This is a genomic window from Paeniglutamicibacter sp., from assembly GCF_046714615.1.
GTDB lineage: Bacteria > Actinomycetota > Actinomycetes > Actinomycetales > Micrococcaceae > Paeniglutamicibacter.
Genome location: NZ_JBKKAP010000167.1, coordinates 12,226 through 28,425 on the forward strand (window position 1 = coordinate 12,226; position 16,200 = coordinate 28,425).

The window sequence follows — 16,200 nt, forward strand, 5'->3', positions numbered from 1 at the left end:
CGCGCATCACTTCGTAATGGTCGTCGGGCAGTTGCTCGCTTCGACGCTGGTCGTTCCCGCGGCAATATCCAGGTGAAGGGCACCGTCCTGGCGGCGTTTGCCCGGAACCAACGAATGCGCTCCGAGGCGGGTGGATGCCAATGGGGAGCACGTGGCCGCGGACGCGCGGGGGTTGCGCCGCAGTTCGACGGCCAGGGCGCGCATGGCGACAGGCTGGGTGGCGAAGATGCGGCTGTCCAGCGGTGCATGTGAAATGCTCATGCCCAATCTTCTCCAACGGACGTGTCGCGCCGGCGAACCGGACATGAATCCCTGGGGGCGCCGCCGGGTTGGTCAGCCGGCCGGCTCAGGACCCCAGGGCCAGGAACGCCCCGAGCTGCGCGAATGCCGCAGGGGTGCCGGGCAGGAAGTGCGTGAGCGCGGGGGAGCGGACGATGACGGCGCGCCATTGCCCGCGCGAGACGGCAACGTTGATCCGGTTGCGGTTCAGCAGGAAGTCAATGCCGCGGGCCGCGTCGTCCGCCGAGGAGCACGCCATGGAGACGATGACCACCGGGGCCTCCTGGCCCTGGAACTTGTCCACCGTGCCGACCTTGACGTCCTCCAGGCCTGCCTCGTCGAGCTCGGCGCGCAGCAGGTTTACCTGCGCGTTGTAGGCGGCGACCACCAGGATGTCCTCGGCCAGCAGGGGCCGCGGGGCCTCTGATTCGCCGCCGACCCAGGAAAGCCCCATGTGGGCGCGCACCTGGTGGATGACCTCGTGCGCTTCCTCCAGGGACTGGGTGGTGTTGCCGCGGTGCTCCACCAGCACCGTGGACACTCCGGCGGGGACCTGGGAGAGTGAGCGCTTGGATGCGGCGGAGGCCGACTGCAGCCTGGACTCGTAGCTCAGCGCGGAGACCTTGGCGCACAAATCCGGGTGCATGCGCCACGAATCGGCCAGGAAATAGCCCAGCTCCTCGGGCAGCGTGGGGTGCCCGGCGCTGAGCCAGCCCAGCGCCGACTCGTCCACCGGCTGAGGGTGGGACCCCTGGGTGACCTGCGGCAGCTGCTGCGGGTCACCCAGCAAGAGCAGGCGGGTTGCTGCCCGGGAGACAGCCAGCGTGTTGGCCAGCGAATACTGACCGGCCTCGTCAATGACCAGCAGATCGAGGGAACCCTCGGGGACGCGCTTGCCTGTCATGGTCCAGGCGGTGCCGCCGATCAGCGCACCCTGATCCGAGTTGAGCAGTTCCTCCACCGCATCGTCGGTGGTGCCCGACCATGGGACCTCGGTCTTGTCCCCGGCTTTCAGTTTCTTGGCGACTTGCTCCGGGTGCACCCCGGCCCCGGTGATGGCCTTGGTGAGCACGTTGTCCACCACCGCGTGGGATTGTGCCACCACCCCGACCTTCCAGCCCTGCTTCACCAGGGCTGCAATGACATGGGATGCCACGAAGGTCTTTCCCGTGCCCGGGGGACCCTGGACGGCAAGGTAGGAATGGTCCAGGTCGTTCAGGGCCTCGATGATGGCCCCCACGATGTTGGCCTTCCCATCAATGAGCGCCGGGATCGGCGGGGCATCGAGGGTCTTGAAACGCGGGGCCGCCTTGCGCAGGATGTCGATGCCCGGGTGCCTGGGCAGGGAGGGCAGGGCGCCGCCAACGGTCCGCGCCAACTCGGCCAGGGCCTCGCGCAGGGAAGTGGTGTTGATGGGCTGGTCGGGGGTCAGCGCCACCGGCAGGGTACCAAAGGGGGCCACCTTCTTGCTGGATTTCTCGGCAATGACGAGGCCGTCCTCGTTCTCCCGCACCACCGCATTGAACAGCCCTGCCCGCTGCGCGTTGCTGGGCTCCAGCTCCGGGGGCAGGGGATCGGCATACATGGCAAACCAGGAGCTGCCGACACGGAAGTCCGACCCCTCGGCCATGGCGCCGGTCAGTTCAGTGACCCGGGTTTCCACCTGGGCCCGGGCCGTGGGCTTGTGCCAATCCTCCACGACCTGGGCATCGTCAACCACGAAGACGTTGCGGGTCTCCGCCCAGGCCTCGAAGGGCGCATCAAGCCGGTCGAAGTGCTCCCACCAGAATTGCTTGGCCTCGCGGCGGTGGTAGCCGGTGGCGGCGGCAACCATGGCGATGGCCCGCTCGTCGTTGGACAGCGCCCGGTCCTGCGGCAGGGATTCGAGATACTCGCGCAGCGCGATTTCCTCCGCGCTGGGCTCGACGTCATCTACCCCGGGCAAAGCAGCCTCGTCCACCCATTCGGTGCGAGGTACGTGCGGGACCAGGCCCATCAGCCAGTCGCGCAGCCGCAACGTCGAGAGGCAGTCGTATTCGTTGTAGTCGCGGATGGATTCCAGGATCCGCCCGGCCTCGGCATCATCGACGTCCAGCTGCTCGCAGTATTTGGCGTAGGCGACAACGGAGGCGCCGGCGTCCTTGACGTCCCCGCCGCGCAGGTGCTCGCCCATGTAGAGCGGTTCGAGCTTCTTGATGGAATAGGAGCGCTCGGAGATCAGCAGGGAATGGCGGACCGTGTCGTAGAGGTCCACCAGCAGTCCGTCGCGCAACCATTGGTCGATGGTGTCCTCGGCGACCACATGTCGCAACGACAGGTTCCGCAGCGCGCTCTTCTCGTAGGGCGCGTAGTGGTAGATCTTCATCTGCGGGAAGATCGCCCGCCGCGCCTCGACATAGGCCACGAAGTCGGTGAAGGCCTTGCGCTCCTCGGCCCGGGAATGGGCCCAGAACGGCTTGAACACCGGTTCGTGGCTGTCGATCTCGATGACCCCGAAGAGGTATTCCAGTCCCCAGGACTCGTCAAAGGGATCCTGCCACAGCGGGTCGCCCTCGAAGTCGAAGAAGATGTCCCCGGCATTGGGTTCCGGGAGCCGGGAAATGGTTTGGGTGGCACTGACCTTGTAGGCGACCCCGCCGATGGTTCCGTCGCTGGCCCCGAGCCCGACCTGCATGCGGGCCTGCTCGGCGAGCTTGTGGTGCGCATCGCGGGGCTTGGCGTTGGAAGCGGCGAGCTCGTCGATGGTGGTGATTCCGGCTTCCATGAGCTTCCTGCGCTTGGCGGTGCTCATGCCGGCTACCAGCAGCAGATCGCGATGGGCGGAGACCTGTTCGGCGCAGTAGTCGCAGCGCCCGCAGGCGCCGATGCCGTCATGGCCCCAGATGACAGGGTCGCTTCCCGCACGGTGGGCGGAGGTCAGGGCCTTGAAGCGGGCCCGGCGGTCCTTGAACACCGGAAGCAGCTCGTGCATCTGGTGCACCGAGTGTGTCTTGTCCCCGAGCACCAATGTGGTCTTCGCGGCGACGGGGATCCCGGCGGTGATGAGCTGGTCGCCGTAGGCAGCCAGCTGGAGCAGGGCGGTGACGCGGGCATGGCGGGCCAGCTTGGTGTCCCACACCGCGTAGGAGCCGTCGGATTCGCGGACGAGGAAGTCGGCAAAACCGACGAATTCCCCGTCGAAGAAGGTCGCCTGGAACACCACGTCGGCGCCCTTGAGCAGCGCCTGGTGGGTTTCCTCGTGTGCCTGCTCCAGCGAGGCCCGATCCCCGCGGACCCCGGCGGCGAGCATCTTGACGCCGCGGCCTGTGGACGGGTCGTAGTCGCCGAATTGCTCGCGCAGTTCTTCCAGGACCCTGTGCTCGTGGGCGTCGCCGAGCACCGCGGTCCGCTCGAGCATCTCGTCGGGCCCGAAGTCGGCCTTGGCGCTGCGCCCCAGGCGCTCATCGAGCTTGCTCAGCGAGGCGAACTCGCAGGTGGCCGCCACCACGAGGTCGGATGCGGAATAGATCAGGTCCTGATCGAGGAAAAACACGAGGTGGGTGCTCCTTTGCCTTGGCTTGTCTTTGAACCTAGCACCGACCCACCGTCATTTCGGTTCCGGTGACGGGTGGGACGCCGGCGACAGCTGGTCTCCGTGCTTTCTGGGGGTGCCCCCGGTAATTTGCAGGGTGAGTGTTGTCACCTGAGAGGAACCAGACTCAGCCCGAAAACCACAGGGGTGGTTCAGCGGTGGTTGCTGAACTAGTCCTTAGCCAGCTGTCTGCGGATGAAATCTGCGGTGGCTTCGGCGAGCCCGGCACCGTCTTCGGAACCGGTGCGACCGGAGCGGGCAACCTTGAAGGAGTGATCGGCACCCTCGAACCAGACGAGTTCGCTGTCTTGGTTCAGTCCGGAGACCACACGGGTCATGATTTCCGGATTTGCGAAGGGATCGCGGGTGCCTTCGAGGAAGAGCATCGGCACCTGCAATGGATAGAGGTGCTTGTCGCGTAGCTTGTCCTCCTTCTTTGGTGGATGCAACGGGTAGCCCAAAAAGATCAGCGACCGGGTGGCCATGCCCTCGGCGGCGGCCATGGCGGCCACGCGACCGCCAAATGACTTGCCTGCAGTGAATACCGCAAGTTCGCCGGACAGATTGGAGCCGACCCACTCGCGCACCCGTTTCCACACAGTGATTGCAACAGGCCCCCGGTCGGGGAACTTCTTGCCCGCATCCATGTACGGGAAGTTGAAGCGCAGTACCGAAATGCCTTTCTGGGCGACGGCCCGAGCGAAGCCGGACATGAAGTCGTGGTCTTTGCCGGCACCGGAGCCGTGGGCCAGGATCAGGAACGCGTCTGGACTCTCCGCTTCATCAAGCAGAGCGGTGAGGTTTCCGTCGTCCCACGGGACATTCAATTCCTTGCCCATGCATCCAAGCGTAGAGCTTGTTGGCCAGTTGCCCCGAACCCATCGGGCGGGTCGGTTGGATGCGTGCCCATGCGGTGAATTGAAATAGCGCTCAATCCAATCCGGCGTGATCCATCCTACTGGCGCTTGGACTTAGTGCAGCGGGAAGTTCGAATCCTTGATGTTTGCTTCGACCCGGGTGTAGGCATCGCGCGCAACCGCCTTCCAGAAGCGCAATGCCGTCCCCGGGTCATCGGCCTCCAGCTTGGCAATCGACGCAGCGGAAAGCACCTTCAGGTGCAACCGTCCCACAGACGTGACCCGGGTGGTCTGCTCGCCCTCGCCGCCGAGGGCGATCTCGCCAAAGGTCATGCCTGCCGAAAGCGTCGCGTGCCGCACCGGCTTGCCGTTCTGCAGGGTCGAGGTGACCACCTTGCCGCTGAGGATGAAATACACGCCGCCGAATTCCTGGCCGGGCCGGCGAATGATCCGCCCGTCCTCGATCCGGCTCTCCTCCATCAGGGATTCGAGCAGTGCGATGTCGGCTGCGTCCAGCGGCGCCAGCGCCGCGAAGTCACAGACCGCGACCTCGCTGGGCACCAGGTCGTCGCTGCCGTGGCGCTGCAGCAACGTGGTCTCGGCCCACTCCACCGCGTCGTTGCGGCTGGGGAAGCAGCGCAACGATTCCAGCGGCTCAAAGTCCTTTTCCTGCACCAGCGCCAGGGTGCGCCCCTCGGCCTCCAGCTCCCGGCCCAGCTGGTGGATCATCTGCACCGCAATCCGGTCGATCTCGTCGACCCGGCGCAAATCCAGGATCACCAGTTCCACTGAAGGTTCCAGCCCGCTGACCTCGCGCACCATGGACTCGGTGCCGGCAAAAAGCAGGTCCCCGGCCAGCTCTATGATGTGCGCCCGCTCGCCGCACTCGGCCAGCAGCCGGTTGGCCGCATCGCTGTGGCGGGTGTAGGACGGGGCGTCGGTGATGTCGTAGTGGTCGCGGATCACCGAGCGGCCCAGGCGTGCGGCGCGCACGAAGTGCAGCCCCATGTCGGCGCTGATGCGCTCGCTGGCGGCGACCCCGCGCACCGAGGAACCGTGGGCATCGAGGGCGGGGGAGTAGATGGCCAGGCCTATTTGGCCCGGGAGCACGGCAATCAGCCCGCCGCCGACCCCCGACTTGGCAGGCAGCCCCACGGCGGAAATCCACGCCCCGGCATCGTCGTACATCCCGCAGGTGGTCATGACCGACAGGGTGCGTTGGACCGCCTCCTTGCTCATGGCCTGCACCCCGGTGCGCGGCTGGGTGCCGCCGTTGGCCAGGGTCGCGGCCATCATGGCCAGGTCCTGGGTGTTGACCATGACCGAGCAGGCGCGGAAGTAGTCCTCCAGCACCGGGGTCGGATCGGTTTCGATGATGTCGAAGGAACGCAACAGGTGGGCCAGCGCGCGGTTGCGGTGCCCGGTGAGCGCCTCCGAGGCGTAGATGGAATCGCTCAGTTCCAGCTTCCGCCCGGCTGCCGCCGAGAAGTGTCCCAGGATGCGTTCAAAGCGCGGGGCGTCGGTGTCCCGGATCAGCGAGATCGTGGCAATGGCCCCGGCGTTGATCATGGCGTTGGCAGGGCGCCCGCTGTCCCGGGCCAGGGAGATCTCGTTGAACGCGTCGCCGCTGGGTTCCACGTCGATCTTCTCATCCACCGCCTCCAGCCCGATGTCGTCCAGCGCCAGCGCGTAGGAAAAGGGCTTGGAAATGGATTGGATGGTAAATTCCATCTCCGCATCCCCGACCTGGTACACGTGGCCGTCGACGGTGGCCATGGCAATGGCGAACTTCGAGGGATCGGCGTTGGCCATCGCGGGAATGCCCTGGTAGGGGGTCCCGGAGGTGAGGCTCAGCAGGTCGGCATACAGGTCAGCGAGGTAGCTGTCGATGGGGGAACGCATGGTTCCTAGCCTAGAGGTTCGACCCCAGCCGTGTCCGCGATGGCCTGCATGGGCTTGGTGGTCAGCGCCTGGCCGATGGCCGCACCCAGGATCCGCGCGCCTTCCACATTGGGATGCACCCCGTCGTCGCTGAGCCCCGGAAGGAAGGTGTCGGCCTCGCTGCGCAGCCCGGCCGAGGCGTCCACGTACATCCACCCGCGCTCGCCGGCCAGCGTGCGCAGGAAATCGTTGTAGTCGACCGTGGCAGCCACCGCGTCGTCGCGTGGCGGGATGCTGCTCAGCAGCACCATCGGGGCCCGCACGATGCGTGCGATCCTGACCAGGTTCTCCGCGATCCTGGTGTGGCTGGTGCCGTGGGCCAGGTCATTGGTGCCGGCCAGGATGACCAGCGCGTCGGGGCTTGAAGGGCGCAGGGCCGCGGCCATGTCCCCGGTCTGGGCCCCGCCCAGTGCCCAGCCGCCGGTCCAGGCCAGGGTGGCAGGTGTTCCCGGCATGTTGACGTAGTTGACCCAGGAGGCCTCGCCGACGTGGCCCGCGGCCACGGTGCGGCTTCCGGCGGCGGTGATCGAGTCCCCGGCCACCATGAACGTGCTGTGGTTTCCGCCGGCCGGCAGGGCGAAGGCCTGCGGCACAGGTTCGTCGGCACGCTGCCCGCCGGTCAGACCCAAGAGACCGACGAAGACAGCCAAGCACGTAAATATCAAGAGGGGTTTGCGAGTTCCCAAGGTGTTGCCCCTTTCATGCATCAAGCGTAGTGGGCACGGGTCCGCGATTTGGACTCGTTCCTGCAACGATTGCCGCGGGGTCATAACAAATGACGGCGGCTTCCCGAAAGGAAATTCGTTGGGAAGCCGCCGTGATTTGAGGTGAAATGTGGCGGTGCGGTTACTTGCGTCGCCCTGCCACCAGCGAGGTGAGCACGACGGCAGCGGTGACGGAATTGACGGCCGGCCACGCACCGATCTTCTTGGCCAGTGGGTGCGAGGCACCGAAGGCGGCAAGATAGAGCCCGGTCAGGGCCACGGCTGTCGGGGTTCCGGCGTTGGCCTTCCACAGCAGGAAGGCGCCGGTGCCGGCTGCGGCCAGCACCGCCCCGCCCAGCGGGCGATTCTTGGTGGTGCGGGCGACGGCAAAGCCGCCAATGAGTCCGGTTCCGGCTATGGCCGAGGGCAGGAATGACATGGTTGGGTGTTCTCCTTTTTCCTTCTAGCTTAGATGCCGATGCCGCCGGTGCACGGGGCACCGGGTTCGAGGGTCTGGGGACCCTGGCGGTACTTCGTGATGAAGGTCTTGATGCGGGGGTCGTCCGCGGAATCGACGCTGAGCTGTTCCCCCCAGGCCGTCAGCTTGATCTTCCCGTCCTGGCCGGGGAAGGGGCTCAGGATGAGGTAGGTCTTTTCTCCCACCGTGTCCTTCAGTGCGGAAACCTCCGCATCGCTGATGCCGTCGTAGGAAATCCACACGGCGCCGTGTTCCATGGAGTGGACCGCATTGTTTTCCGGCACCGGGGCATCATAGATCCCGCAATTGAGCCAGACGGGATTGTGGTCTCCGCCCACGCCGGGCATCTGGTCGTAGGTGACCGTCGTAGTGACGTGGTTGGCCGATGCCACCTCATAGGTCTTGACGCCGTCGATGGGGGCCGCGGCGGCCGCGGCGGCGGCCGATTTTTCCTGGGCCGCGCCGCTGAGGACGACCGCGGTGGGGACGACGATGGCCAGGGCGGCCGCGGCGACCAGGGCCACGGTCAGCATCTTGGTGCGTTTTTCCTTGGCCTTTGCCTTGGCAAGGATCAGTTGGGCTTCTTCGCGTTTGTTCATGGGGGGTGTCCTTTAACTCAGCTGTGCAAGCAGCCGGGTCAGGGCCGAGATTTCGGCCTGTTGGGTCTTGACGATCTTGTTGGCGAACGCGGCAACCATGGGATTGTCTCCGCGTTGCAGGTAGGCCTCGGCCATGTCGACGCCGCCCTTGTGGTGGGCGATCATCAGGGTCAGGAATTGCCGGTCGGCGGTTTCGCCGCGCGCGGCGGTGAGCTTTTGGATGTCGGCCTCGCTGGCCATGCCCATGGAGGCCATGGTGTGGGGCTCGCCGGGGACGATGCTTCCGTGGCCGGCATGCGACGCATCCTCGCTGAGCAAACCACTCATCCACGTCATGGACTCACCTGTCTGGGGCAGGCCCCAGGTCTCAAGCCAGGCAAACATCTGGCCCGATTGCTGCTGCTGGGTCAAAGCCATGTCGTAGGCCATCGACCGGATGTCAGTGTTGGCCGAGTGCTCGCGAATGATCATGGAAAGCTGCACGGCCTGGTGGTGGTGCGTTTGCATGTCCCGGGCGAAGCCCGCCTCGGGGGAGGCGTCGGAGGGGAAGCCGCTGCGTGGATTGGCGGAGCCCAGGATCCAGCCGCCGGTGGCCATGGCGAGCATGAGTGCCACCACGGCAATGACGAGGGCACGGGAGGTTTTGGGTTCGGACATAGTGGGTCCTTGGAACGAAGAATGCGGTGCACCCGAAAATCGGGCGCGCGGACGGCAGGGGAGAAGGAGCCGTGTTCTACGTTCGGGAAATGGAGAGTGCGTGCAAATCGGGTGCACGGGCCTGCTGTGGGTCGGACACGCCGGAACGCGCCCCCAGGGTTGCCGGCAGCGCGCCGAAGGCCCCGGAAGCGTCGGGGCGCGGCGCAATCTGGGCCATGTTCAACTGCGGATCCGCGTTCGGTGCGCAGTGGTGCTGGGTGGGCATGTCCGTCGGGCAGTGCGAGGTCCCGGTCGCCGGTGTCGCATCCGCGTGGATCGGGGACACGGATCCGATCGCATCGGATCCGAAGGTGATGCACATGGGAAGCAGCACAGCCAGGGCGAGCAGCAGCCCAAGGAATTGCTTCACGCGCACGCCGCCCTTCGGATCCGGTGGAAATTGTTACTTGAGGAATCAACGATATAAATGCCAGTTGTGCATTAGCTGTGAGACCGCTTCGGATACCTTGCCCACGACTTGCCCGGTGCAATCGGTGCACGGCCCAAGACATAGGCTGGGTGGATGGAAATCATTGATCGGTGGTGGCAGGCGGTGCTGGCCGGCTTCAGCAAGAGCGACCCGTTGACGTTGTCGCCGTGGCCGCTGCTGGGCCTGCTTGCCCTGTGCGTGCTGCTGACCGTGCCGCGGGCCAGCTGGCGGATCTTCGGTCTTTACGTGACCTTCGTTCACGAACTGGGCCACGCCTTTGCTGCGTTGGTGACCGGACGGTTTGTCCACGGACTGAAGATCCGGCTGGATCATTCGGGCGAGTTGGTCAGCAGCGGCAAGCCGGGGGTTTCCGCGGTGTTCAGTGGCTTCTGGGGATACCCGTCACCCGCCGTGGTGGGCCTGGCGCTGGTCGCCTCGACATATTACGGCCATGCCTCCGCGGCCTTGTCCATCGGGGCCCTTGCACTGCTGGGTTCGCTGATTTTCCTGCGCAACTGGGCGGGCATTGCGGTGGCGCTGTGCTCCGCGCTGGCCGCACAGCTGCTGGTGGTTTTCACCCCGGCCCGAGCCATTGCATGGGTGGTGCTTGGACTGGGCCTGATGCTTTTGGTTGGTTCGGTGCGCGACCTCTTCAAGGTCATTGGGGTCCACACCCGCCGGCGCGGCCTGGTCGCCTCCTCGGATGCCTACATCCTGGCCACGCGCAGCTGGTTGCCTGCCTGGTTCTGGCTCCTGGGCTTCATCGTGGTGATTGGCGGAGCGGTGCTGATTTCGGCCTGGATGATCGTGCTGATGCTGCGCTAGATTCCCGCCCATTCGTCGTAGCCATCCGGTAGGTTTGGAAGCACGCGAGAACGCCGCTGTGCCAAGGCAGGGAGGGAAACCCGATGGGAGTCCACCGCTGGACGCGCTCCGGAGAAGAACTCGCCCTTCACCTCATGCAACCCCGGCGGCTGCACAGCATCGTGGTGACCCGCGGCATGCGCCCGGAGATACCCGGATTCGACGCCCAGGCGATCTTCGACGAGGTCAAGGACTGGGCCGAGGTCATTGAGGTTCCTTCCGGCCGGCTGACCTACGAACTGCGTGACAACCTGCCCGTCGGCTGGGAAGTGTTCGGAACCGCGGGCAGGGTCTACCCCATCGGGCTTGGCTCGCGGGGTGTCCAGCCCGGCAGGCCCCACGTGGTCCGCGCCGGGGACTCGATCACACGGATCGGCAACGAGCTCATTGACGAGGTGCTTGTCCTGCCCGATCCCCGGACCCTGGTGGTCTCCACCTCCCCGACTCCGGGTCCCGGGCACCGGGCCGCGGACCCGGTGCGCACCGTGGGCTCCCCGGGGCTCATATCCATGGGAACCGGAAGCATCGCATTGCTGGTGACCGGGGTGGTCACGGGATTCCGGGACAATGGGTTCACCGCCGCCATCGCCCTGGACAGCGGCGGGAGCGCCGAGATCCGCAGCGAGGACATCTACCCGCACGCCCCGTTGAAGTGGATGGTGGAAACCGGCAGCAGGCTGGCAGGGGTATACGAACCGGATGCGGGACGGCTCTCCATCCGCGAATCCGTGCTGCACCCTCGCCTGCTGCAACACTATGCGTGGGACCAGATCGTGCCCTGCCTGGTGCTTGAGGCGGGTAGCGACTCCGCCGTATTGGTCCCGATGCCGGGGGAGAACATCACCGTGCGCCGCGCGGATGTCTCCTCGAACGAACTTGACGACGTCGATTCGCTGCTGGCCCCGGGCCAGGTCGTTGCCGCCCGCCTGGTCAATGCCGCCGGGGTGCGCAAGCTCGTCCTGGTGGACGTCGACGACGACGAGCCGGTTGCAGTTGCCCCTCTCCTGGTGCGCGGCGGAACCCCGTGGCTGGTGATGGACCGGGACTACGTTCCGGAACTGGGCGAGTCCCCGACGGGGGGAACCACCGTGGGCCTGCCGGTGATTCCCGCCCCGGAAAAGCAACGCGAAGCCCTGCGGCAGGCATTGCTGCAGATCGATGCCCTCAGGTCCGAGCTGAAGGTCCTGCGCCAACAGGAGGCCAGCAGTGCCGTCACCGCCCTGGGACTTGCCCTGGAGCAGCTGGGCCGCCACCGCGCCGAGGCCACCAAACTTCGCACCCTGCTGAGGGACAAGTCCGAGGCACTCAATGAGAACCACAGGATCGCCCGCAAGAAGGCCCGCACGCGAATCGGCGCGGCGCCCTCCGACGCGCGGGACAAGTTCACCGACGAGGTCGCGGCATTGCGCCACGAGCTGTACCTCGAGTGGGTCCAACGCGTCCCGGCCAACGAAAAAGCCGCATACCCGTGGAACCCCGGCTTCATCATCGGCCCGAAGTTCGCCGTTTCCTTCTACGCGCACGGTGCGGCATTGCGCGCCAAGACCCTAAAGGCACTGGTCCAGCTGCTGATCGGCCGGGCGGACCGGATGGCGGCACGCGAGGTGCACCCCAAACGCACCGGCCCGGGCGGAGATGATCCGCAGATGGTCCGTGAATCGGACGGGGCCACCTGTTGGCGCATGAGTGTGGAGATCGGGGTCGCCGCGGCCCGGCGCGTGCACTATTGGAAGCTTCCCGACGGGCGCATCGAATTCCATGAGCTCGTTGCCCATGACACCTTTGGCCTCTAAGCCCCGGCCTTGCGGGGGCCACAGGCCGAAGCCCTGCCCGGTAACGGGGATCAGGGTGCCCGCCGGCCACTCGAGGCACCCAGCGGAGGGCGCCGGCCCTCGGGGTGTCCGTGGACGAAATGCAGCGCCAATGCACGCTGGATCTCGGATTCGTTTACCCCGTAGGCCTTGGCTATTTGTTCAAGCGTCCACCCGGCGGTGCGCAGCTCCATGAGGGTTGGATAGGCGGGCATGCCAATACGCATTGTCACCGCTCCCTTCAGACTGGATCGATAGGTCCATTCAACAACACGGCAGGGACACTTTGGGGGCGAAAATTTGCGGGGCATCGCGCGGATCTGCCGCGGCGCGCACCTTTCGCCTAGTGTGGGTGACAAGGGGGAGACAACGCGAGAAAAGGGATGTATACCGCCATGGCAATCTTTGAATACACGACGCGCCTGCCCTACCCGCGGGAAACGGTTTTCCGCTGGTTTGAGCGCCCCGGGGCCCTGCCTCGGCTCTCCGCCCCCTTTGCCGGAACGATCAGGCAGGAACCGGACAAGGGCCTTGCCGTCGGTTCGCGGGCCGTCATGGACGTGGCGGCACCCGGGACCCTGGGCACCTCCTTGGCCGCCGTGGTCGGCGCCGGCGCCCATGCCCTGGGCCTGCCCGGCTGGGTACGTGCCGAGATCCCGTGGCATGCCAAGCACATATCCCTGAATCCCGGACACGACTTCACCGACGTCATGGAATCCGGGCCATTGGCCCGCTGGGAACACCAGCATCTCTTCGCCGACGACGGCGAGGGGCCGAACGCGGGCACGGTGATGCGCGATGTCGTGGAATTCGAGCTCCCGGTGCTAGGTCGGCTGCCCGGGAACCGGGCGCACAAGTTCGCCGAGCGGGCCTTCAAGCATGAGCTGATCCAGGTTTTCCGGTACCGGGAACGGATGCTGCGGGCCGACCTGTCCTTCCACGCCAGCCATGCAGCCAAGCCCTTGACGATTGCCGTGGCAGGCGCCTCCGGAATGATCGGCACCCAGCTCTGCGCATTGCTGGGCGGCGGTGGCCACCGCATCAAGCGCCTGGTGCGGGACCGGCGTGCCGCCAACGGGGCGGACACGATCTTCTGGGCCCCGGAGTTCGCGGTGCTGGACCCCGAGGAGCTGCGCGACGTGGATGCGGTGGTGAACCTGGCCGGGCACACCATCGGCGGACGGTTCACCGCCGGCACCAAGGAGGAAATCCGTGCCTCGCGCGTGCTGGGCACGGGCCTGCTCGCCCGCGCCATGGCAACCCTTGCCAAGGACGGGAAGCAACGCAGCCTAATCGTGGCCTCGGCCATCGGCATCTACGGGGCGAACCCGCACGGAGCAGGTTCGGCGGTTCCCCTGGATGAGGACGCCGCTCCCGGAATCGATTTCCTGGCCGGGGTCTGCACGGCTTGGGAGGATGCGTGTTCGCCCGCACGCCAGGCAGGGGTGCGGGTGGTCAATGTGCGCACCGGCCTGGTGCAATCACCTGCAGCCGGGATCCTGCAACGGATGCTGCCGCTTTACGCCCTCGGCCTGGGCGGGCCCCTGGGGTCGGAGGCCTGGCAGTCTTGGATCAGCATCGACGACGTGGTGGGCATCTATGCCCATGCGCTGCTGACGGATGCGCTGGCCGGGCCCGTCAATGCAGTGGCTCCGCACCCGGTGCAGGCCAAGGAATACGCCGCGGTCCTGGGCAAGGTGGTGCGCCGCCCGGCCCGCGTTCCGGTCCCCGGCTTTGGTCCCAGGCTCCTGCTGGGCAAGCAGGGTGCAAGGGAACTGGCTTTCGCCGACCAGCGCGTCTCCAGCCGGAAGATCGAGGACAGCGGCTACGTGTTCAGGCACTCCGACCTGGAATCGGCCTTGCGCCACGTGCTGGGGCATTCCTAGGAGAGTGCCGCGAGAAGGGAACTACTAGCGGCCGCCGCCGTGGCGCCTGCCCATCAGGTACGCAGCAACCGCGCCCGCGGCACCGGTCAGCAGACCCCAGGGCAGCCGCGGCCCTGGCAAATCCGCATCCGGGTGCGCGTCCCCGCCTGCTCGAACCCTCAGCGCGCGCGCATTGTCACGGTCGTCGAGCAGGGCCAGCTGCGCCTTGGCGATTCCCGTGTCGTCGCGGGTCGGCAAAGCCAGCGCATCCTCCGCCGGCAGGCCCCGGCGCAATTCCCGGGCGCGTTCGAGTTCGGCATCAAGCTCGGAACCCAGCAGCAGGGAAATGTTGGCCAGCCAAATCCACAACAGCAGGATAATCACGCCGCCCAGTGCACCGTAGGCGCTCTGGTATTTACTGAAGTTCAGCACGTAGAAGAAGAACCCCGCGGTGCTGAGCCCCAGGACCACCAGTGCGCCCAGGGACCCGGCACTGATCCAGCGGAACCGCGGCTGCCGGACGTTGGGGGTGAAGTGGTAGAGCAATGCGACCATGAGCACGGCGATGAGCAAGAGCACCGGCCACTTGGCGATGTTCCAGGCCAAAAGCGTCGCCTCGCCGAGTCCCAGCACCGAGCCGATACCCTCGGCGACGGGTCCCGAGAGCACCAGGATGGCAATGGCCGCCACCGCAAGGCACAGGATCACCAAGGTCAGCAGGTACATCTGGGGCCGTAGCTTCCACAAGGGGCGGCCCTCGGCGGTGGAATAGGTGCGGTTCAGGGCCCGGCCAAAGGCGCCCACGTAGGCCGAGGCCGACCAGAGGGCCACCAGCAAACCGACAATCAACGTCCAGCCGGCCCCGGTCTGTTCCCCTAGCTGGGTCAGCAGGGCTTCGGCATTGTCGCCCATCTCGGGGGTGCTGATCTGCCTGATGGTCTGGACCATCCAATCCCTGGTCTCGGGTCCGCTGCTGATCAGCGAGAGCATCGAGAGCAAAGCCAGCATTCCCGGAACCAGTGAGAGCACCGAGTAATAGGTCAGCGCGGCGGCAAGATCGGTGGCACCGTCCCGGGAAAACTCCCGCACCGTTCGTTTCGCGGCATAGAGCCAGGAATCCCTGCGCAATTCGAGTTCACTGCTTTGTGACGGGTCCACTGGGGAATCCACCTGCTTTCGGCAAGGCTGGCATGGTCTTTTTCCACCTTACGTCCTAGTTCCCCCGGCGCAAGGAACGTGTGGACCGGAATCCGTCGGTGGCCAGGATGACCAGGGCCAGGATGATGGGTGCGTAGGTGTAGGTGTCCCGGGCAAAAAGCTGTTCGCCCATGGCCGCGGCGGCCACCAGGAGCAACACCGGTTCGACGTAGCTGAGCAGACCGAAAACCGACAGGGAAAGCACGGAGGCCGCGCCCAGGTACAGGAACATGGCCAAAGCCCCCAATACGCCAATGGAGAGCACAGGCAGAATGGCTGCCTCGGACCCGCGGACACCGGTGAGAACGAAATAGATGGCCAACGGCGTGAGGAACAGGATCTCGAGGGTGAAGGCGGCATTCGATTCAAAGCGCGCGGCGCGCCTGGCCGCAAAGTAAATGGGATACCCGAGGCAAATCAGCAAGGTGGGCCAGGCCAGGCCGCCGGCGAAGACCAGCTGGTGGCCCACGCCGACCACGGCCAGCGCCACGGCGATTTTCTGCCCCCGGGACAGCCGCTCTGCGAAGGCCACCCGTCCCACCACCACCATGACCAGGGGGAGCAGGAAATAGCCGAGCGAGGTCGCCAACGCGTAGCCGTTCATGGGTGCATACATGAACAGCCAGAGCTGGATGCCCACCAGCGAGCTGGCGATGGCCCCGTAGAACAGCAACCCGGGCCTGGCCTTGATGCGCCCGAGCAGGGCAATCATCTGGGAGCGGCGGCCCGGAACCAGCGCATAGATGGGCGCGAGGATCAGAAGGGTCAACACTATTCGCCAACCGTAGACTTCCGCCGAACCAATGTCCCGCAGGGTCCCGGAGATGACAAAGATGGTTGCGAACAGTGCCGAGGCCGCGAGGGAGGCAAGAACGCCGCGATTCATCGATGACGCTCCGTTGTTCGTA

The 16,200-nt window shown here is 66.0% G+C and carries 15 protein-coding genes; 3 read left to right on the forward strand and 12 right to left on the reverse strand.

Annotated features, from left to right (window positions below):
• Positions 1–6: 6 nt before the first annotated feature.
• From ACLQ7E_RS19680 to ACLQ7E_RS19720, 9 genes are all read right to left on the reverse strand, one after another.
• Entirely contained in the window at positions 7–261 is a 255-nt protein-coding gene (locus ACLQ7E_RS19680; RefSeq protein WP_411734269.1) for a hypothetical protein, read from the reverse strand.
• Positions 262–346: 85 nt separating this feature from the next.
• Positions 347–3,811 (reverse strand): TM0106 family RecB-like putative nuclease, encoded by a 3,465-nt coding sequence (locus ACLQ7E_RS19685; RefSeq protein WP_411734270.1) that lies wholly within the window; start codon positions 3,809–3,811, stop codon positions 347–349.
• Positions 3,812–4,020: 209 nt separating this feature from the next.
• A complete protein-coding gene (locus ACLQ7E_RS19690; protein ID WP_411734271.1) occupies positions 4,021–4,689 on the reverse strand; it encodes an alpha/beta family hydrolase in 669 nt (222 codons plus the stop codon).
• Between the two features lie 132 nt (positions 4,690–4,821).
• On the reverse strand, positions 4,822–6,609 hold the full coding sequence (gene glsA / locus ACLQ7E_RS19695; protein ID WP_411734272.1) for a glutaminase A: 1,788 nt from the start codon (positions 6,607–6,609) through the stop codon (positions 4,822–4,824).
• Between the two features lie 5 nt (positions 6,610–6,614).
• Positions 6,615–7,298 carry an SGNH/GDSL hydrolase family protein gene (locus ACLQ7E_RS19700; protein ID WP_411734273.1) on the reverse strand — a complete coding sequence of 228 codons (684 nt, stop codon included), beginning with the start codon at positions 7,296–7,298 and terminating at the stop codon, positions 6,615–6,617.
• Between the two features lie 196 nt (positions 7,299–7,494).
• Complete coding sequence (locus ACLQ7E_RS19705; protein ID WP_411734274.1) at positions 7,495–7,791, reverse strand: hypothetical protein; 297 nt, start codon at positions 7,789–7,791, stop codon at positions 7,495–7,497.
• Positions 7,792–7,820: 29 nt separating this feature from the next.
• The gene (locus ACLQ7E_RS19710) at positions 7,821–8,429 is read right to left on the reverse strand and encodes a DUF3105 domain-containing protein (RefSeq protein WP_411734275.1); all 609 of its coding nucleotides are present in this window, start codon (positions 8,427–8,429) and stop codon (positions 7,821–7,823) included.
• A gap of 12 nt (positions 8,430–8,441) precedes the next feature.
• Complete coding sequence (locus tag ACLQ7E_RS19715; RefSeq protein WP_411734276.1) at positions 8,442–9,086, reverse strand: DUF305 domain-containing protein; 645 nt, start codon at positions 9,084–9,086, stop codon at positions 8,442–8,444.
• Between the two features lie 76 nt (positions 9,087–9,162).
• The gene (locus tag ACLQ7E_RS19720; protein ID WP_411734277.1) at positions 9,163–9,495 is read right to left on the reverse strand and encodes a hypothetical protein; all 333 of its coding nucleotides are present in this window, start codon (positions 9,493–9,495) and stop codon (positions 9,163–9,165) included.
• A gap of 153 nt (positions 9,496–9,648) precedes the next feature.
• Between ACLQ7E_RS19720 and ACLQ7E_RS19725 the strand changes: the two genes are divergently transcribed.
• Both ACLQ7E_RS19725 and ACLQ7E_RS19730 read left to right on the forward strand, forming a co-directional pair.
• Entirely contained in the window at positions 9,649–10,380 is a 732-nt protein-coding gene (locus ACLQ7E_RS19725; RefSeq protein WP_411734278.1) for a M50 family metallopeptidase, read from the forward strand.
• 83 nt (positions 10,381–10,463) lie between these two features.
• Positions 10,464–12,212 (forward strand): hypothetical protein, encoded by a 1,749-nt coding sequence (locus tag ACLQ7E_RS19730; protein ID WP_411734279.1) that lies wholly within the window; start codon positions 10,464–10,466, stop codon positions 12,210–12,212.
• 50 nt (positions 12,213–12,262) lie between these two features.
• Here ACLQ7E_RS19730 and ACLQ7E_RS19735 read toward each other — a convergent pair whose 3' ends face one another.
• Positions 12,263–12,445 carry a hypothetical protein gene (locus ACLQ7E_RS19735; protein ID WP_411734280.1) on the reverse strand — a complete coding sequence of 61 codons (183 nt, stop codon included), beginning with the start codon at positions 12,443–12,445 and terminating at the stop codon, positions 12,263–12,265.
• Positions 12,446–12,625: 180 nt separating this feature from the next.
• On the opposite strand from ACLQ7E_RS19735, the gene ACLQ7E_RS19740 reads away from it, so the two are divergent.
• On the forward strand, positions 12,626–14,116 hold the full coding sequence (locus ACLQ7E_RS19740) for a TIGR01777 family oxidoreductase (RefSeq protein ID WP_411734281.1): 1,491 nt from the start codon (positions 12,626–12,628) through the stop codon (positions 14,114–14,116).
• Between the two features lie 24 nt (positions 14,117–14,140).
• Here the strand turns inward: ACLQ7E_RS19740 and ACLQ7E_RS19745 are convergent, their stop codons facing one another.
• Together ACLQ7E_RS19745 and rarD are read right to left on the reverse strand one after the other, a co-directional pair.
• Positions 14,141–15,253, reverse strand: coding sequence for a YihY/virulence factor BrkB family protein (locus tag ACLQ7E_RS19745; protein ID WP_411734282.1), 1,113 nt, complete (start codon positions 15,251–15,253; stop codon positions 14,141–14,143).
• A gap of 55 nt (positions 15,254–15,308) precedes the next feature.
• Positions 15,309–16,178: an EamA family transporter RarD gene (rarD, locus tag ACLQ7E_RS19750; protein WP_411734283.1), complete on the reverse strand. Its 870-nt coding sequence runs from the start codon at positions 16,176–16,178 to the stop codon at positions 15,309–15,311.
• Between the last annotated feature and the right edge of the window lie 22 nt (positions 16,179–16,200).

Bases quoted from the DNA above. Each gene is read 5' to 3' on its own strand.
- ACLQ7E_RS19715 (WP_411734276.1), bottom strand. From the start codon at position 9,086: ATGTCCGAACCCAAAACCTCCCGTGCCCTCGTCATTGCCGTGGTGGCA.
- ACLQ7E_RS19680 (WP_411734269.1), bottom strand. From the start codon at position 261: ATGAGCATTTCACATGCACCGCTGGACAGCCGCATCTTCGCCACCCAG.
- ACLQ7E_RS19710 (WP_411734275.1), bottom strand. From the start codon at position 8,429: ATGAACAAACGCGAAGAAGCCCAACTGATCCTTGCCAAGGCAAAGGCC.
- ACLQ7E_RS19690 (WP_411734271.1), bottom strand. From the start codon at position 4,689: ATGGGCAAGGAATTGAATGTCCCGTGGGACGACGGAAACCTCACCGCT.
- ACLQ7E_RS19705 (WP_411734274.1), bottom strand. From the start codon at position 7,791: ATGTCATTCCTGCCCTCGGCCATAGCCGGAACCGGACTCATTGGCGGC.
- ACLQ7E_RS19740 (WP_411734281.1), top strand. From the start codon at position 12,626: ATGGCAATCTTTGAATACACGACGCGCCTGCCCTACCCGCGGGAAACG.
- rarD (WP_411734283.1), bottom strand. From the start codon at position 16,178: ATGAATCGCGGCGTTCTTGCCTCCCTCGCGGCCTCGGCACTGTTCGCA.
- ACLQ7E_RS19725 (WP_411734278.1), top strand. From the start codon at position 9,649: ATGGAAATCATTGATCGGTGGTGGCAGGCGGTGCTGGCCGGCTTCAGC.
- ACLQ7E_RS19735 (WP_411734280.1), bottom strand. From the start codon at position 12,445: ATGCCCGCCTATCCAACCCTCATGGAGCTGCGCACCGCCGGGTGGACG.
- glsA (WP_411734272.1), bottom strand. From the start codon at position 6,609: ATGCGTTCCCCCATCGACAGCTACCTCGCTGACCTGTATGCCGACCTG.
- ACLQ7E_RS19730 (WP_411734279.1), top strand. From the start codon at position 10,464: ATGGGAGTCCACCGCTGGACGCGCTCCGGAGAAGAACTCGCCCTTCAC.